This is a genomic window from Sphingobacterium multivorum, from assembly GCF_900457465.1.
Taxonomy (GTDB): Bacteria; Bacteroidota; Bacteroidia; order Sphingobacteriales; family Sphingobacteriaceae; genus Sphingobacterium; species Sphingobacterium multivorum.
In genome coordinates this window covers 1871623-1888996 of sequence record NZ_UAUU01000011.1, presented here as the reverse complement: position 1 = coordinate 1888996, position 17374 = coordinate 1871623, and the positions used below count along the sequence as shown (strand labels likewise).

Annotated in this window: 20 protein-coding genes; 9 read left to right on the top strand and 11 right to left on the bottom strand. The window is 39.8% G+C overall.

Annotation, left to right across the window (positions count from 1 at the left end; genetic code table 11):
• Positions 1-18: 18 nt before the first annotated feature.
• Positions 19-486: a GNAT family N-acetyltransferase gene (locus DTA23_RS25675; RefSeq protein WP_204991126.1), complete on the top strand. Its 468-nt coding sequence runs from the start codon at positions 19-21 to the stop codon at positions 484-486.
• 16 nt (positions 487-502) lie between these two features.
• On the opposite strand, the gene DTA23_RS30790 is transcribed toward DTA23_RS25675, so the two are convergent.
• Positions 503-1012, bottom strand: coding sequence for a zinc-binding dehydrogenase (locus DTA23_RS30790; RefSeq protein ID WP_370445152.1), 510 nt, complete (start codon positions 1010-1012; stop codon positions 503-505).
• 34 nt (positions 1013-1046) lie between these two features.
• Complete coding sequence (locus DTA23_RS30785; protein ID WP_370445151.1) at positions 1047-1556, bottom strand: alcohol dehydrogenase catalytic domain-containing protein; 510 nt, start codon at positions 1554-1556, stop codon at positions 1047-1049.
• 274 nt (positions 1557-1830) lie between these two features.
• Here DTA23_RS30785 and DTA23_RS25665 point away from each other — a divergent pair, with 274 nt between their 5' ends.
• Positions 1831-2187 (top strand): YceI family protein, encoded by a 357-nt coding sequence (locus DTA23_RS25665; RefSeq protein ID WP_172462513.1) that lies wholly within the window; start codon positions 1831-1833, stop codon positions 2185-2187.
• Between the two features lie 457 nt (positions 2188-2644).
• Entirely contained in the window at positions 2645-2971 is a 327-nt protein-coding gene (locus DTA23_RS25660; RefSeq protein WP_112376396.1) for a hypothetical protein, read from the top strand.
• 242 nt (positions 2972-3213) lie between these two features.
• Here DTA23_RS25660 and DTA23_RS28205 read toward each other — a convergent pair whose 3' ends face one another.
• The 3 genes from DTA23_RS28205 to DTA23_RS25650 all read right to left on the bottom strand — a co-directional run bounded on the left by DTA23_RS28205 (position 3214) and on the right by DTA23_RS25650 (position 5481).
• Positions 3214-3546: an NAD(+)--rifampin ADP-ribosyltransferase gene (locus DTA23_RS28205; protein ID WP_256604680.1), complete on the bottom strand. Its 333-nt coding sequence runs from the start codon at positions 3544-3546 to the stop codon at positions 3214-3216.
• A complete protein-coding gene (locus DTA23_RS28200; protein ID WP_218565470.1) occupies positions 3543-3875 on the bottom strand; it encodes a hypothetical protein in 333 nt (110 codons plus the stop codon). Before DTA23_RS28200 ends, DTA23_RS28205 begins: the two co-directional genes overlap by 4 nt.
• A 394-nt stretch (positions 3876-4269) precedes the next feature.
• Entirely contained in the window at positions 4270-5481 is a 1212-nt protein-coding gene (locus tag DTA23_RS25650; RefSeq protein WP_112376395.1) for an amidohydrolase, read from the bottom strand.
• Positions 5482-5894: 413 nt separating this feature from the next.
• Between DTA23_RS25650 and DTA23_RS25645 the strand changes: the two genes are divergently transcribed.
• Together DTA23_RS25645 and DTA23_RS25640 are read left to right on the top strand one after the other, a co-directional pair.
• Positions 5895-6545: an ankyrin repeat domain-containing protein gene (locus DTA23_RS25645; RefSeq protein WP_204991121.1), complete on the top strand. Its 651-nt coding sequence runs from the start codon at positions 5895-5897 to the stop codon at positions 6543-6545.
• A gap of 98 nt (positions 6546-6643) precedes the next feature.
• Entirely contained in the window at positions 6644-7048 is a 405-nt protein-coding gene (locus DTA23_RS25640) for an NUDIX hydrolase (RefSeq protein ID WP_112376394.1), read from the top strand.
• Positions 7049-7083: 35 nt separating this feature from the next.
• Here the strand turns inward: DTA23_RS25640 and DTA23_RS25635 are convergent, their stop codons facing one another.
• Together DTA23_RS25635 and DTA23_RS25630 are read right to left on the bottom strand one after the other, a co-directional pair.
• A complete protein-coding gene (locus tag DTA23_RS25635) occupies positions 7084-8268 on the bottom strand; it encodes a metallophosphoesterase (protein WP_112376393.1) in 1185 nt (394 codons plus the stop codon).
• A 244-nt stretch (positions 8269-8512) separates the two neighbouring features.
• Positions 8513-9682, bottom strand: a complete 1170-nt coding sequence (locus DTA23_RS25630) for an aminotransferase class I/II-fold pyridoxal phosphate-dependent enzyme (protein ID WP_218565469.1) — start codon at positions 9680-9682, stop codon at positions 8513-8515.
• Between the two features lie 144 nt (positions 9683-9826).
• Here DTA23_RS25630 and DTA23_RS25625 point away from each other — a divergent pair, with 144 nt between their 5' ends.
• On the top strand, positions 9827-10285 hold the full coding sequence (locus tag DTA23_RS25625; RefSeq protein WP_070561076.1) for an Lrp/AsnC family transcriptional regulator: 459 nt from the start codon (positions 9827-9829) through the stop codon (positions 10283-10285).
• Between the two features lie 6 nt (positions 10286-10291).
• Here the strand turns inward: DTA23_RS25625 and DTA23_RS25620 are convergent, their stop codons facing one another.
• On the bottom strand, positions 10292-11314 hold the full coding sequence (locus DTA23_RS25620; RefSeq protein ID WP_046672841.1) for a bestrophin family protein: 1023 nt from the start codon (positions 11312-11314) through the stop codon (positions 10292-10294).
• Between the two features lie 265 nt (positions 11315-11579).
• On the opposite strand from DTA23_RS25620, the gene DTA23_RS25615 reads away from it, so the two are divergent.
• Positions 11580-12116, top strand: a complete 537-nt coding sequence (locus DTA23_RS25615; protein ID WP_139144872.1) for a hypothetical protein — start codon at positions 11580-11582, stop codon at positions 12114-12116.
• Between the two features lie 37 nt (positions 12117-12153).
• On the opposite strand, the gene DTA23_RS25610 is transcribed toward DTA23_RS25615, so the two are convergent.
• Together DTA23_RS25610 and DTA23_RS25605 are read right to left on the bottom strand one after the other, a co-directional pair.
• Positions 12154-12723, bottom strand: coding sequence for a gluconate 2-dehydrogenase subunit 3 family protein (locus DTA23_RS25610; protein WP_070561079.1), 570 nt, complete (start codon positions 12721-12723; stop codon positions 12154-12156).
• Between the two features lie 21 nt (positions 12724-12744).
• Positions 12745-14433, bottom strand: a complete 1689-nt coding sequence (locus DTA23_RS25605; RefSeq protein WP_112376391.1) for a GMC oxidoreductase — start codon at positions 14431-14433, stop codon at positions 12745-12747.
• 349 nt (positions 14434-14782) lie between these two features.
• Here DTA23_RS25605 and DTA23_RS25600 point away from each other — a divergent pair, with 349 nt between their 5' ends.
• Together DTA23_RS25600 and DTA23_RS25595 are read left to right on the top strand one after the other, a co-directional pair.
• Positions 14783-15835, top strand: coding sequence for a sugar phosphate isomerase/epimerase family protein (locus DTA23_RS25600; protein WP_070561081.1), 1053 nt, complete (start codon positions 14783-14785; stop codon positions 15833-15835).
• 34 nt (positions 15836-15869) lie between these two features.
• Positions 15870-17027 (top strand): Gfo/Idh/MocA family protein, encoded by a 1158-nt coding sequence (locus DTA23_RS25595; RefSeq protein ID WP_112376390.1) that lies wholly within the window; start codon positions 15870-15872, stop codon positions 17025-17027.
• A 65-nt stretch (positions 17028-17092) separates the two neighbouring features.
• On the opposite strand, the gene DTA23_RS25590 is transcribed toward DTA23_RS25595, so the two are convergent.
• Positions 17093-17356: a hypothetical protein gene (locus DTA23_RS25590; RefSeq protein ID WP_112376389.1), complete on the bottom strand. Its 264-nt coding sequence runs from the start codon at positions 17354-17356 to the stop codon at positions 17093-17095.
• Positions 17357-17374: the final 18 nt, after the last annotated feature.

Here is a 17374-nt window from a genome sequence, read left to right as displayed (position 1 = left end):
GATAAAACCCAATCATCTATGATCCCAATAGTATATAGACGAGCAATGGAAAGTGATTTGACTTTTCTTTTAGATCTACTATTAAAGACAATGACCCAACATTTAATAGCCGCTGCTTTACCCACAACGAGGGATTCACATCTACAAAGAATTAAATACAAATTTGAACATGCTGCTATCATTGAATACAACCATATCCCTATCGGACTTTTGAAAACCGAGAAAGGACGGGCTCATATCGAGTTGATTCAAATACAGATCGATCCCCGATACCAAGGGAAAGGGCTAGGAAAAAAGATATTAAAAGACCTTATAAATGAAGCAATTTACGAAGGGAAGTCGATTTCATTACATGTATTAAAAACCAATAAAGCGCAAAAGCTCTACTTTAGTCTTGGTTTCGAAATTATCGGAGAAGATGAGCATTCATATCATATGAAGTACTCAAACAAGGATAAGATTTTAAAAAACAGGTCGGCTCTTTAACCGACCTGTTTTTTCATTACTTTTCAATAGACGACATATCGATTACAAAACGATATTTCACATCACTATCCAATACTCTTTGATACGCCTCATTTACATAATCGATATCAATCATTTCTGTTTCGGGTAGAATATTATGTTCAGCACAAAAATCAAGCATATCCTGCGTTTCCTGTATTCCCCCGATGCTGGAAGCCGTTAGGATCTTATTTCCCCCCATGATTGAGCGTCCATTAATTTCCATGGGTGCAGCTGGAATCCCCACGCAAATATAAACTCCTTTTGTTTTCAATAATGCAAGATAGAGGTTATAGTCATGTGGTGCCGATACGGTATCAATAATAAAATCAAAATACGAGGAGAATTTCTTTATTTCATCGGCCTCATGGGTATTTAAGAATTTGTGTGCTCCAAGTAGAGCGGCATCGTCCTTTTTGCGTGGTGAATGGCTTATCATTGTGACTTCTGCCCCCATTGCCACTGCAATTTTAACAGCCATGTGTCCCAATCCGCCTAAGCCCAACACACCAACTTTATGCCCTTACTAATATTCCATCTTTTTAATGGCGAATAGGTGGTGATTCCAGCGCAGAGTAGCGGTGCCACCTTTTTAATGTCCAAAGATTCCGGCACATGCAGACAAAATCTGCATCCGCAACAATATTATTGCTATAACCACCAAAAGTAAAGCTGTGATCATGCATCACATCTTTACTGTTGTACGTCCAAACGGTCTTTTTTTCTGAACAGAACTGTTGTTGGTCTGACTTACAGTTATCGCATTCGCCACAAGAAGCAACCATACAACCAACACCCGCCAAGTCACCTTTTTTGAACTTAGTCACCCCAGGACCAACTGCACTTATCCGACCAACAATTTCGTGCCCAGGAACAATTGGGTATTGTGTTCCACCCCACTCATCATGTACTTGATGAATATCAGAATGACAGATCCCGCTGTACAAGATATCTATTAAAACATCGTTTGCACCAAGCTCTCTCCTTTCAAACTCCCAGTATTCAAGTGGAGAATTACTGTCTTTCGCCGCATAACCTTTCGACTTAATCATATTATCTTTTTTTATAGACCACAATTTGGATACGAAGATATCTTCGATCCCCTAATTTACGTTGTACTAAGTTAGCGGGTATCGATGACGAATCAAGAAAGGCAAGCACAATATTGACACTGCGCAAACAAAAAAACAAGTTTAAACATAGAAGTATCCGCAAAAGACCATGTATATTTGAGTTCATATAAATCACTTCAATGAAAGAACCAGTCTAACGCTAGCAATTATTTGCTTAACATCAATGGCCTTCGCCCAAAAGATAAGCTACAAAGTGAACACACAAAATTCGACGATCAAATGGAATGCGAAAAAAGTTGTCGGGGGACATGTGGGAACAATCAATATACAAGATGGAACGGTACAGACAGAAAAGGGGAAAATTACCGGCGGTGGTTTTACCATAGATATGAATTCCATGGCTTGTACTGATGCTCCTAAATTGACCGGGCACCTAAAAAATGAAGATTTCTTCAATGTGCCGACCTACCCCAGCAGTAAATTTGTCATCAGTAAAGTTGATAATAGCAAAGGTAATCCAATCATAACGGGCAATCTGACGATCAGAATAAAACAAAATCGATCTCCTTCCAGCAAAAGTCACCACAACTGCAGACGGACTTTCTGCTGAAGCTATAGGAGTTAAGGTAAATCGACTGGACTTTGATATACAGTATCGTTCAGCAAGCTTTTCTCCGACTTAGGCAATCGCGCCATCGATGATGAATTCACCTTAGATATCGTGCTTAAGGCTGTAAGATAAAAACTTCGTAGGAGCCATTTGTTAATACAGGTGGCTCTTCCTTCACTACATAATCGCGCCGAGAATCGATGCGATTTACTCAAAATGATTTGACACACGGACTACTTAAAGCTGTGATGTCACCTTATATCGACACGGAAAATCCAACAATTATTACACTTATTCTTCCTCAGAAATAGCGCATTAGCGAAGTACGACAGCATTAAACAAAGACTCTATTAAATTAGATTTGATTCAAATTGCACTTTGCAAGCCATAAGATTGATGAAAGTAAAGTTTTAAAATTATCTTTAAACTCGCTAAAGTAAGGTTAGACAAATTATATATGGAGAAAATAAAAACTTTTCAACAGCACGAGCTTAATAGAATTAGAAAAAATTGGAGTGAAAGTGATCTCGCATTTGAAAAGTTGGGAAGATCTTCTAATATATCCGATTATTCGGATCGGGAGATCAATGAAATGCTGCTCGGTGTATATAAAGACAGTAAACACCTTATGGTCGATGAAGCTACTTTATTGATCTCTCGAAAGCGCATAAAGCCAGTTGTATTTTGGTTGATGTATCCTATTCAAGACGTATCAAACCTGCTCCAAACAGCATACTTAATCTTCATGATATCCGTAATTTTTACATTGAAGATTATTTTATAGAGACGAAAGAAGCATTCTCCAACAAAACTAAACATAAGATAACGGGTTATCTCAAAAAGATCGGCGGTATCAGTTTGGGTAAAGGGCAATACAATTATCTGTATTCTATTCCGAACGATTTCAAAACATTTTCGGTGATACACCGGCCGATCTGTTCTATCCTATACAACGTTATATCAACGGGTTATTTTTTGACGACGATTATCGAATTTCAGATTTTGAAGTCATCAGTCAGATTGTTATCAGTAAGACATAATTCCGATTGCCGGAGCAACCGCTCCTGGTTTCTTAATGATAATCTCGCCACCATTCTGATCTAGTTTATCACGAAATTTTTCAAGTTCCTGAACACCTGGTTTTGCCCACTCAGCAACCTCACCTATAATTTTTAATGGAAACTCAGATCTATAAGAACGTGTCGGATTTCCGGGAAACTTCTGGTCCGTCAGATTAGGGTCATGCTCATAATAACCGGTAGGTTCAACAATAAATACCCGCTCGCTGCGCTCACCTTTTGCCAGGACCGCTGCAAGTCCGGCCCCATTCATCATACCTGTAAAATAAATATGATTCATTTTGAAGTCGGCTTGATAGTTGGAATTGAAGCCTGGAACCAATAATCGCCGATTTGTGCATCTGCTTTTGTACCGTGATAAAAAGGTCCCTTATCAAAGGGAATGTTCTTAAAACAAGAGGCCAACCTTGCATATTCACTTGCCATTGCTTCTTCTCCTAAACTTGTGTAACAGGCACAAATCTTCAAATACATTCCGGGCAATGCACTGATAGTCCGATCATCACTGATTACCAATGCGTGATCTAAGGCTATGTGCAGCCATTTTAAACGATCCGAAACCGTTTTCTGCTGTCGAGATACAAAATAGGCTGCAATAAACCTTCTCATGGTCATCGCTTGCCTCCCGATAACCCTCTGTAAAAAAGGACAGGGCTTCATCGTGTTTACCGTTTTCTTTCAATTGTATGCCTTTTAGGCAAAGTTTGACAACCCCGTTAAATGGTGAAAATTCCATCGTATAAATTATTTTTTATCCAACATACATTATTCTCGCCTCAATTACAAATGACCACTCCTAAAAACATCTGTTCTACAGCAAGGCCTTAGACGTGAAAAGCCAGTTATGAGGATAACCGGCTCTTCAACAAAATTGTTCTCTTAAATTCAATATTTCTCCACGCAATAACGTACAATTGGTTGGGCATTTAGGAAACGACACATTGCTGGAATCCCGAAGGCAGTTAGCGTTCGGAACGCAATTATTATCCGATAGTGGCGTACTTTAGAACACAATATTGCCTTTGTGGATCAATGAAGTCACCGGTGAAATCCGAGAAACTGCTTCAGCAGAACAACTTGCCTCAACAAACACCATGCTGGCTTCATCGCCCACTTTCGGCCATTGTTGATTTCCATTATTATCCAAAGGCAATTTGTAACGTGTGGCGAAAGCGAGTGTTCTGGATAAGCCGAATTCTGTTCCATAGCCATACAGCTCAGCAATTAGATTCGCTTTCAGGAGCATGTTTCCCGAACCAAACGTATTCCAGTGATCCTGAATATTGTCATTTCCAATCAAAACCTTCACACCATATTTCCGAAGTGTCGGAATAGGCATAATCATATTGCCAAAGGGCACAGAGGACACGATTCCTACACCCGCCTCTGCGAGACGTGCCGCAATTTTTTCGGCTTCTACATTTGTGAGACGACTAAGTGCAAAAGCATGGCTAACAAAAGCTTTCCCTTTTAATTGAGGGTTTTCCAATGTACGGTCGATCAAAAACTCGATTGTCTTCATACCACTTTCTCCCATTTCATGGAGGTGTATGTCAATGCCCTTATTGTTATCAAGCGCCAACTGCGTAATCTGGTCCATACTTTTTTCGATACTTCCGTCCAAAGAGTACGGATCTACTCCACCTATGAAACTAACAGCATCCAGTTTTGCAACATCCTTCAAAATGGGTAAAGTATCTGTATAATAAAGGCCATGCTGTGGAAAAGCAACCAGCTCCGCTTCTACCGTGTCTTTTTTCGATGCCAGTGCCTTTTCCAAATTTGTTAACGATTTTAGTCCAGATGTTGGATCGACATTGAAATGTGAACGAATAAAATCAGTTCCGTATGCCTGCAGAAAACGCAGCATTTTGCCCGTTCTTTCGACTGAGGTGCTTAACCATTCTGGGATCATCTTCTGCTCATACGCGATCATATCTTTTACGGTATGCCGTGTTGGCGATACAGCTTCCCATGGCAGACCAAACAACATTTTATCCAAATGGGCATGCATATCCTTAAAAGCCGGCAACATCAAGTGTCCTTTTGCATCGATCGCATTAGCATTTGCAGTATTTGGTTTGATTCCTTTGATCTTACCCTCTTCAACTTCAACACAGAATAAAGCCGTATTTGTGCTTATAACTTCCTTTCCATCAAACTCGAATCCTGTCTCAAGCCGTACGTTTTTTAAAATATATGTTTTAGCTTTCATATTTATTTTGATAATATTCTTTTTCTTGTTCTCTAAAATTTACTGGACAATAGAAACGGTATTATTTTTCCACATTTATTATTCAGTATCACCAGAACAAAGGTCGCAATGATTCTCCCTGATCTTTTGCAGAATACATCTCGATATTTGAACAATTTATCACAGCGCCGACTTTTGCTCAACAGTATACATAAGGTGAAACTACCACGAATGTACTTTCAGCCAGCATGAGACCAATGAGAACGACACTTAAAATACACTGTAGTAATAAATTGTCCAACAGATGGAATGAAAACCACATTGTAAAAACAGCCTTAGCTACTATTTTTGTATTAAACATCGAAGCTTCTTCGGCTTTATCGAAAAAATTATAGCACAATAAAATGATGAAAACAACTTTAATACTCCTGATAATGATGAGCATAACAAATTCGTGCCGATCGGCATTAACAGAAAACTCATATACCGAAAATTCGTCCCAGGAAGAAATTATTAAATTGGTCACCAAAAATGACTTAGAGGGAGTGAAAAAAGCGCTCGAGAATAATGCCAACGTAAATAGCGAAGATACGAATAAACGTTCTATTCTACTTATCGCGACAAACAATGGAAATATTGAAATGGCCAAATTATTGGTAGAGTATGGTGCCGATGTCAACCTTCAGGCCGACAATATGGATAGCCCATTTTTATACGCAGGTGCAAGTGGGCAAGTTGAACTCGTCAAACTTTTCTTAGATCACGGCCCTCGCTTCGATCTATTTAATCGATATAACGGCACAGCTTTAATCCCGGCATGCGAACGTGGATATGTAGAAACGGTAAGATTATTGGCCAATACCAAAAATTTCCCTTTGGATCATGTCAATCGTTTAGGATGGACTGCTATGATGGAAGCCGTTGTACTCGGTGACGGAAGCAAAAAATATCAGGAAATTATTCAGATTCTAAAAGATGCTGGGGCAAAATTGGATATTCCAGATTTCAATGGCACAAGCCCTTTGCAACACGCAAAACAAAGAGGCTTCAATGAAATTGTTAAGATACTAACATCAGAAATATAAAGGTTCATCTTCCTTTAAATACTCCAATTTGAATAAAATTTCAAGCAGTATTCCACCATGCTATCTGATTTTTCATTCTCAATGGCTAGTTTTGCAATATGCAGCATAAAATAATAGACAAAGTTGCTTTAATTAACATTAAAGACAGGAAAATACTGAGCACACGTTCCAAGACTAAAACAAAATTTTACTTTCCTGGTGGTAAACGAGAGAATAATGAATCCGATATTACCTGTTTAAAAAGAGAAATACTGGAGGAGCTTTCTGTGCACATCGTCGAAGAATCAATGCGCCTTTTGGGCACCTTTGAAGCAATCGCCGATGGACGAAATCAAGATACGCTCGTAAGAATGACCTGCTACTTTTCTGATTTCGAAGGAGTATTGCATCCAGCGAATGAAATCGAGACATTTGAATGGTTAACCTATAAGGACAAACATAGGACTTCTGCCGTAGATCAGATTATCTTTAGCCGATTAAAGGAAATGAATCTTATCGATTGATAGAACAGATGAGCGTTGTTTCTCATACCAAAATATCAGACAACGCTTTTCCGTAATGTAATAACCGTAATTTCAGGCCAAACACCTATCCGACCTTTTAGGCCGTGAAAACCAAAACCGCGGTTGACATAAAGATATTTTCCTTGTTTTTGATAGAGTCCGGCCCACTGTTTATAAAAATATTGAATTGGACTCCATTTTAACCCAAATAGTTCTATCCCAAACTGCATACCATGCGTATGTCCTGCCAGCGTCAGATGGACATGTTGGTCATAGTCCAAAGTAACATGATCCCAATGTGAAGGATCATGAGACATCAAAATTTTGAAGGTATCCGCTTCCAATCCAAGGGTTGCTTTAGCAAGATCACCATATTGATGAAACCCTCCTTTCCCCCAATTCTCAACTCCAATTAACGAAATACGCTCACCTTGCTTTTCTATCGCTATCGATTCATTTAGCAGCAATTTAAATCCCATTTCATGATGAATTTCCTTAAGCCTATTCAAATTTAAGGCTTTTGATTCAACACTTTCCCATTGCACATAGTCCCCATAATCGTGATTTCCAAGGACTGAAAACTTGCCCGAAGGAGCTTCTAATCGGTTGAAGTCCGAAACCCAGGGTTCCATTTCGGAAGCTTTATTATTGACTAGATCGCCCGTAAACAATACCAGATCACTGTTTTGTGCATTTGCCAATTCGATACCTTTACGTACCCTTTTGAAATCAGATAAACTACCAGAATGAATATCCGATAGCTGCGTAATTTTAAAACCGTCAAACGCCGTAGGTAGATCAGGAAAACTCAATACTTCCTCTCTCACTTTATAAAAATAACGACCTTTCGTTAAACCGAAAAAAATAACCAATAACATGGCCCCCGCCAAAAACAATACAATCTCACTCAAAAATATACTACGTGGAGGAAAGGAACGAAAAATACGCATCAGATCTTCAACAAATAAAAAGGGAACAGCAAGCAATTTTGGTATGAAAACAATTAAAAATGCTGTAATCAGACTTGTTGCTGTCTCCTGGACATCATAACCCGCTCTCCGCAAAAAAATTAATGTAAAAACACCAAAAAACAACAGGATATCAATCCCCCAATACATGTTCTGCCAAATCGAACCACGAATAACCGTACTGAAAGCCTGAAAAAAATAGATATCACCCAAAACAAATAAGAATAATATCAGTAAAAGTCTCTTTGCCATATTAACTAAAATATTGATTTTAAATTGCTAATGATATGCCAAAAGAGATTTTTGAGCTATTACAGCCCCTATCATCGTAAATAGTGATGTCTATGTGACAATTGAAACTTTTTGCACTCCAATCAATCAGAAAACTATCCATAGTTTCCTCCAAAACATGTCAAGATGTCTGATTATCCCATAAATGAACCCAACCGAGATACTGCTTATTACTCCAAAATCCCAATCTTTTGCATGCATGCTCTCATTTTTTGATAAGTGCGCTCATGTCTTGATCTAGGCCAATGGAAAACCTGATCAATCCATCGGAAATACCCATCTTTAAGCGCTCTTCTTCAGGAATTTCTGATGACGTAGAACTACCTGAACAGGAGAATAGCGTCTTATAGAATCCTAGGCTGACGGCTAAATACCCTAAATTTTCAGCCTGCATCAGTTCCATTAATTCATTGGCTTTTTCAGTGGTTTCCACATCAACTGTCATTAAGCCTCCAAAACCATAGGTCTCATGCATCATACTTTTCATTAATTCATGATCTCGATGCGAATGTAAGCCCGGATAAGATACCTTTAGTCCATCTTTCTCAAACCGTTCTGCAAGATACATCGCGTTATAGCTATGTTGTCTCATCCGTATATGAAGTGTTCTCAAATTCTTCAATATACTCGCCGAACGTAAGCTGTCCATCGTCGGTCCCAATAACATACAAGTCCCTGTGTTCACATTTTTCGTTTCATTAATAAACTCCTGACTTCCACAATAAACCCCACCTACTGTATCACTACTGCCATTGATAAATTTCGTTAGACTATGGATGACAATGTCTGCTCCCAAAAGTATCGGCGATATAGACAACGGAGAAAACGTATTGTCGACAATCAGTTTTAGCTTGTGTTTTTTACAGATGGCTGAAAGTTTTCTTAAGTCAGCCACATGCAATAAAGGGTTGCTCACGCTTTCGCAATACAGCACCTTTGTATTAGGTCTTATCGATCTTTCGATTTCGTGGGCATCATTAATATCCAAAAATGTTGTCTCAATCTGGAAAGGTGGGAGAAAATTTTTGAGAAAGGCATAAGTTCCACCGTAGATCGTCCTACTGGAAATAATATGGTCGCCGCTTTTACATAACTGTAAAAGAACTGTTGTGATCGCTCCCATACCCGAAGATGTTACATTGGCCGCAGCGGTATTCTCCATTTTTGCTAAAGCTTGCGCCAAATACAAATTCATTGGCGAGGAATGTCTTGAATAGAGATAACAGCCTTCTGCATTCCCTTCAAATGTGTCGAACATTTTTTTAGCGGAAAGAAAGGTATAGGTAGAGCTGTCTGAAATTGACGGATTCACACCTCCAAACTCTCCAAAGTATTGCAAATCTTGAATTTCATTTGCTGCATTAAAATTATCCATACTTTTATCTTTAAAATTGAGATATTTTAGATTATATCACAAGTATTTTTATCTATATTAGAATATAAATCTATTATATCAACAATAATTAGTTAAAACATCTGAACACTTTAAAAACTGATACCAAACACAAAAAAATAATCTATGCACTTTGACGAAATTGACCTTAAGTTATTGCGTTTTCTCCAAGAAGATGCGAAACAAACGACCAAAGAACTGTCCTACAAGCTGAACTTGTCCGTGACAGCAGTCTATGAGAGAGTCCGCAAGCTCGAAAATACGGGAATTATCGCAGGCTATGTCGCCATACTGGATAAAAAGAAGATAGCAAAAGATTTCCTCGTATTATGCCACGTAAAATTAACACAGCACAAAAAGGAGTATATTTTACAGTTTGAAAAAGAGGTCATGAACCTTCAAGAGGTAACCGAGTGTTTTCACGTGAGTGGCGACTACGACTATATCCTCAAGATTTGTGTCAAGGACATGGCAGACTATCGCAGCTTCATGTTAACAAAACTAACTAGCTTACAGCACATTGCAAGCACCCACAGTTCCTTTATGATCGCTGAGGTAAAAAATACATTGGTAATAGATCTGTAAGAAGTTCTAAACCAACACACCGTTTTTCGATGCAATAGCTTCCGGAAGATCCTCATCTCCCACCATCTGCAATAAATCAATTTCAATGGTCCTACAAATGGAAAGCATCGGTACATCAAACATCAGACCTCCAAAAGGATTTTCGGTATAATCGCCGACCAATTCCATCACAATATAAATCCATCCTATGACCACACAAAAAGGAATACTGGTCCAGATACCCCAGTCCCCTAATTTCGCAAATTCATTCACGAGGCCCAAAGGAAGTAGAATGATTAAAATAACATTGAAGACAAAGGCTGTACTGGCAAACTGCCTAGGTGATGGAAATTTTTTGATCCTTTCTGCCTGTCCTTGATAATCGTAAAATTGATTCAGGCAATTCTGCAGTTGCGTTTGGTTAAAATCCGAAATAATCTGATCATTTTTCAACGCATTCACTTCTTTTGCTTGTTTAGAAATCAAATAAGTCGCAAAATTTTTATATTCACTCTGCAACTTAAACTCCTCCGCAGAAAGATATTTACGCAAAAAAATCGAAGTTCTACTATAATCTGGAAAGCCAGCCTTTATCAACCTGTTCCGCTTCACATTCATTGAACCAAAATGTTTTTTCATGCTGATATGCTCCCACTCTGTCGGGACCAACAACTGCTCACGAAAAGTATAGAGCCAGGCAATGTGACGATAGGCGATTCTTTTCCTCCGTTCCTCCAAATCGGTATGATCACCGTCTTGGGTATCAAAAGCATATAACATAGCCGTGAACGAACGACTTGAATTGACAATTCCACCCCAGATTTTTCGGGCTTCCCAAAGCCTGTCATAGGCTTGATTATTTTTAAAACCAACGTAAAAAGATTCGGCCGTTCCGATTAATGCCAATGGCACCCACGGAATTATCATCCACTGCCAATTGAAAAAATAATAAATGACCGCCACCAAAGAACACCAAAGCGTCAGCCATATTAAATGTGCGCCCGCTAAATTAAATATTTGTCGATAGTTGAAATACTTGGTTGTGATCATAAAAAGTAAATATCTTCCTTTATTAAAAACGCTATGAAAGTACAATTTAAATTGTAACTGTCCAATACTTCAAATTGTTTTCGGCATAACGATATTTGATCAACTAATTTCAACGCGATAGATAGGTCCAACAACTACAACAACCTTACCATCATTCCAGTACTGATTAATAAACACGTATAAAGCACTATTGTATTTTTTTATGTATTTGATTAATTTTAATCTTACAGATAAAAACAATTGCCAAAGATATAACGAAGATACGATGAAGATAAAAGCACTAACATTAAATATAGGTCTTTTCCTTTTTGCGGCAACGACTTTCGCACAGAATAAAGCCGACTTAAAATCATTGTTAAATAAAAACAGTGAATTTGTATTTCCACAGACAGTGGATAAAATTGCTGCTACATTGAATGTGAAAACAGAATTCTATGAAGATGCCAACGAAGAAAAGTATGCAAAATGGATCACAAAATCCGGTTTAGAACTTTATAGCAATTATGGGGCTGATAAATCCGTCAATGAACTATTTTTTGATATACCAGAAGACAAGTTTTTGATTGTCGAAGGATTACCTTTTGATCTGGCGATCAATAAAACAACAGTTAAAGAGGCTCTTTCAAAATTCAGCCAACACCATGTCAAAAAGCAAAAACTTGATGCGGGAAGCTCGTTTCCGGGCGGTACCAGACTGACGATGAAAACAGGGACACATTTTACCACTCTACTTTTCGATAGCAAAAATTTGTTAAAGTTCATAGGCTTGACAACCTCTTTAATTGACCCCGCTGCCAATTAAGGACAAGGGGTCAATATTAAATTTATACGATTTTTAGCTAGGTTGCCCAGGCATGGTCACCCTTTTGATAAGGGAAATCGCCATCATATTTCCCTGGGATTTTCACATAACGGAATACTTCCGTGGCTCCCAATTTTGAGCTAAAAAATGTAAGGAGAGTAAGCTGTTTAAACAGTGTGAAAAAATGAGGTAGATCGTTAGCGGATTTCTTTTCGTCATAATCCTGCGCTTCCTTGTCCAAAATATCGACAAAGGCCGTTTGGTCTTTCTTTTCGAGTTGCTGAAAATTGCGTCCAAATTCTTTCTTGGCACGTTCGTCAATTCCGGCTGTTCCAGCCAGAAAGACCTGCTGTTCTTCAGGTTTATAGCAGTCTCGCACCAGAACGGGAATCTCAGAACCTACACCAGCTTCCTTCGCCCCCGGTGTAGTGGTTTTAGGAAGAATGGCCTCAGCGAGATCACCCAAAAAATCGATTGATTTTGAATCAAAGAGCATTTCTATATCTTTCGAAGCAGACCTTTGGCATCCTTCCAAAAATAATGAAGCACCAATAACTGTTCCGCCCATGAGCATGGCTACACGTTGTATTGCTTCTCGTCTATTCATAACTATTACATCATAAAATAATTAAAGATTCCCTTTTTTTAATTCATTTACAGCAAAATCTACTGCCCTAGCTGTAAATGCCATATAGGTAAGCGATGGATTCACACAGGAAGAAGAAGTCATAAAGGCCCCATCTGTCCCAAAAACATTTTTAGCATCCCATACTTGGTTAAATTTGTTTAATACCGAGGTTTTCGGATCATTTCCCATTCGTGCTGTTCCCATTTCATGAATTCCCTGTCCCATACTAAACCCGTTATCGTAGGTTGTTACGTCTTTGACACCGATAGATTCTAACATTTCCTTCATTTCATTGCTTGCATCAACCCTTATTTTCCGCTCGTTATCCTTAATCTCTGCGTCTATTGCCAATACGGGAAGTCCCCATTTATCTTTTACCGATGAATCCAATAGGACTTTATTTTCGTGATATGGGAGTATTTCACCAAACGCGCTGAAACCCACTCCCCAGCTGCCCGGCTCGGCGATAGCATCTTTCCAAGCGCCGCCCACGCTCTTATTATCGACCTTACCCGACCATTGTCCCCTCGAAGCCCCACCCTGATAGCCAAAACCACGGACGTAATCTCTCCTCTTGGTATCGCCGGCAATATTGGCAAATCGGGGCACATATAATCCATTGGCCCGTCGTCCAAAAATATATTTATCCACAAATCCCTCTACTCTTCCCCCAGCCCCACTATTTAACATGTGATCCATTAGGTTATGTCCCAGTTCACCACTACTGCTTCCAAGCCCACCCTCCCATACATTGGTAGCGGAATTCATTAATACCCAGGTGGAATTTAACGTTGAAGCACATACAAAGACGATTTTAGCAAAATACTCATAGGTTTGATTCGTCTCCGCATCAACAATTTCTACTCCTTTAGCTTTCTGGGTATCACGATCGTAAATAATACTCTTTACAATTGAAAATGGCCGTAAGGTAAGGTTCCCTGTCTTCACTGCTGCGGGCAATGTTGCAGATTGTGTGCTAAAGTAAGCGCCGAAATTGCAACCCAACCAACATTTATTTTGGTATTGGCAATTAACACGGCCATGGTGGGGCACTGTTATGTTGGCTACCCGGCCAATTATAAAATGTCGTTTTCCCTGATAATGCGATTTTAAGCGTGCGGCAAGGTCTTTTTCCACGATATCCATGTCCATGGGTGGCATAAATTCGCCATCAGGCAACACCGCTATACCGTCTCTATTACCCGAAATGCCGGCAAATTTTTCAACGTGACTATACCAAGGTGCTATTTCTTTATAACGTACGGGCCAGTCAATGCCATGTCCGTCTCTGCTATTTGCTTCAAAATCAACATCCGACCAACGATAACTCTGCCGTCCCCACATAAGCGAACGCCCGCCAACGTGATAACCCCGGAACCAATTAAAGGGTTTTATCTCCTTATACGGACTCTCTGTCTCATTAGTCCAAAAGTCGATGTTCCCTTCATTCATCCATTGATTTTTAATTCCAAAAGGTAGGTAGTGCTGGGCGCGATCCAATGGCACCCGGCCCCGATGCGGAAAATCCCATGGATCTTTATTGGGTGATGGGTAATCTTTGATATGCTCAATATTGCGTCCTCTTTCTAACATTATGGTTTTAAGTCCACGCTCTGTTAGCTCCTTGGCTGCCCAGCCACCTGTGATCCCAGACCCGATGACAATTGCATCATAAACATTATTTGCCATTTATTTATAATTGGTTTATTGGGTTATTACTCGAGGGGAAATTTCCCGCTCAAATCAAGTCTTCTCCACAATCAAGCGCCACACTGGTGCCTGACAGCTTTACTTGTTTAGACGAGACATTCTTATATCATTTGGAAAGCGTAAGAATGGATCGTCTAGACAAGTTTAAGGTTTTTTTTTGATTTTATTGCAACCGGTTGCAAATTTTTGTAATATTGTATTAAACAAGCAGGTAGCTTGGATAACCAAATTATAATAGTATAAACGACAGACGCAGCCATTTCTTTAAACGTATTGGAATATGGATCTGTTTTGTACATAACGTAGTCTTTTTCTAAACGCAATACATATGACAACAATTAAAGGCCCTGCCATCTTCCTCGCGCAGTTTATCGGTGATGAAGCGCCATTTAACTCCTTGGACTCTATCTGCCAGTGGGCTGCAGCACTTGGCTATAAGGGTATACAACTGCCCACCTTGGATGCCCGTTTTATCGATCTAGAAAAAGCAGCGCTCGATAAAAGCTATGCAATTGATCTAAAAGCGAAAGTACAGTCTTTCGGATTGGAAATTACCGAACTCTCAACCCATCTCCAAGGGCAATTAGTGGCTGTAAATCCAAGTTTCGATGATCTATTTGATGCATTTGCACCACAGCATTTACATGGTAATCCTCAAGCACGACAACAGTGGGCGATCCAGCAATTAAAATATGCCGTACGAGCTTCCCACAATCTCGGGCTTAAAGCGCTGGCGACCTTTAGTGGAGCCTTTCTATGGCCATTTATATACCCTTGGCCACAAAGACCCGCGAAGTTGATCGAAACAGGTTTTGCTGAGCTTGCAAAATTATGGTTACCCATTCTTGATGAATGTGACCTGTATGATGTCGACCTATGCTATGAATTACACCCTGGAGAAGATCTCCATGACGGTGCTACTTTTGACTTATTTCTCGAAAATGTAAATTATCACAAGCGGGCAAACATTCTCTATGATCCCTCCCATTTTGTCCTTCAATGTCTTGACTATCTTCAATTCATCGACATTTACCATAAACGAATTAAAATGTTCCATGTTAAAGATGCTGAATTCAATCCTTCTGGTCGTCAGGGCGTCTATGGTGGCTTCCAAAGCTGGCAGTCAAGAGCAGGTCGTTTTAGATCAATTGGTGATGGACAAGTGGATTTCAAATCCATATTTACCAAACTCACACAATATGATTATCAAGGCTGGGCAGTACTGGAATGGGAATGTGCATTCAAAAATGCTGAAGATGGTGCACGGGAAGGCGCGCTACATATTAAAGACTATATTATCCGTGTTACTGACAAGGCGTTCGATAATTTTGCTGCCGTCGAAACCAATGATAGCCTTAACCGCAAACTATTGGGTTTGTAAATACGAAAGATATCCTCATTAAAAAATCAACTTTATGCGCAATACAAAACTAAAAATGGGCATGATCGGCGGTGGAAAAAATGCATTTATAGGGGCTGTACATCGCATGGCTGCTGGAATTGACGGTCAGATTGAATTATGTTGCGGAGCACTGAGTGCTGATCCACTTGTCGCAAAAGAATCCGCTGCGCTTTTAGGGCTTCCAGAGGAAAGGAGCTATGGAAGTTATCGGGAAATGATTGTCGAGGAAAGTAAACGTCCGGCGGATGATCGCATGAACTTTGTGAGTATCGTCACGCCCAATTTTGCTCATTTCGAACCAGCAATGATGGCGCTGGAACATGGCTTCCATGTCGTGCTTGAAAAGCCGATGACTCTGACAACAGAACAGGCCGAATTGCTCCAACAAAAAGTAGCGGAAACTGGACTAATACTCTGTGTCACATACACCTACTCTGCCTATCCGATGGTGAAACAAGCCCGTCATCTTGTCAAAGAGGGCCAATTAGGTTCGATTAGAAAAATTATGGTCGAGTATCCGCAGGGATGGCTAAGTAAGATGATCGAAAATAGTCCTTCTCTGGCCTTCTGGCGGACAGATCCGGAAAAGAGCGGAAAAAGTGGTTGTATGGGCGATATTGGGACACATGCTGCCCACCTAGCGGAATATATCTCCGGTTTAAAAATCACTAAAATGTGTGCCGATCTTCAAACATTTGTGACCGGAAGAAAACTTGAAGATGACGGCAACATATTACTTGGATTTGAGAATGGAGCCACCGGCGTACTATCGGCATCCCAGGTTGCTGCAGGAGAAGAAAATGCGTTAAAAATTAGAGTATATGGTGAACTTGGGGGATTGGAATGGAACCAGCAGGATGCAAATACACTCATCTTTAAACAGCTCGATGCGCCAATCCAGCTATTTCGTGCAGGTCAGCAGTACCTTTCACCAATCGCCAAACATAACATTCGTCTACCGGCCGGTCACCCCGAAGGATATATCGAAGCATTTGCCAATATTTATAGAAATTTTGCAGCCACACTATTGGCATCAATGCAAGGTATAGAGCCGCGAGAAGAAGATACTGATTTTCCAACTGTAGCTGATGGTCTGCGTGGCATGAAGTTTCTAGAAACTGTAATTGCCTCGGGAAAATCCGAACAGAAATGGACCGATTTTATTCGTTAGATACATCCTTACCATAAGTAGCCAATGTCATTTGCTCCCTGAACAAACGGCATTGGCTGCTCACTTTAATTTTTCTGCATTGACTGAGACATCTGTTTCAAATAGCCCTCATAGTTTGAATAAGGTTCCTTGATCCTGCTGTTTGGTTTCAGATAAAGAAATCCTTCCTGATTATCCAAAATGACATTAAAATGGTTCAGAATCTGATTTCCGAACAGGCTTGGTCTGCCATTGGGCTTGGCCGGATCAGCGGCATTCGTCACAATATCTTTAAACTCCACACCAGCTATTGAAGCATCCAAACGGATAATCTTACGGTTACTGATCATGGTAAGCGGCGTTAGATC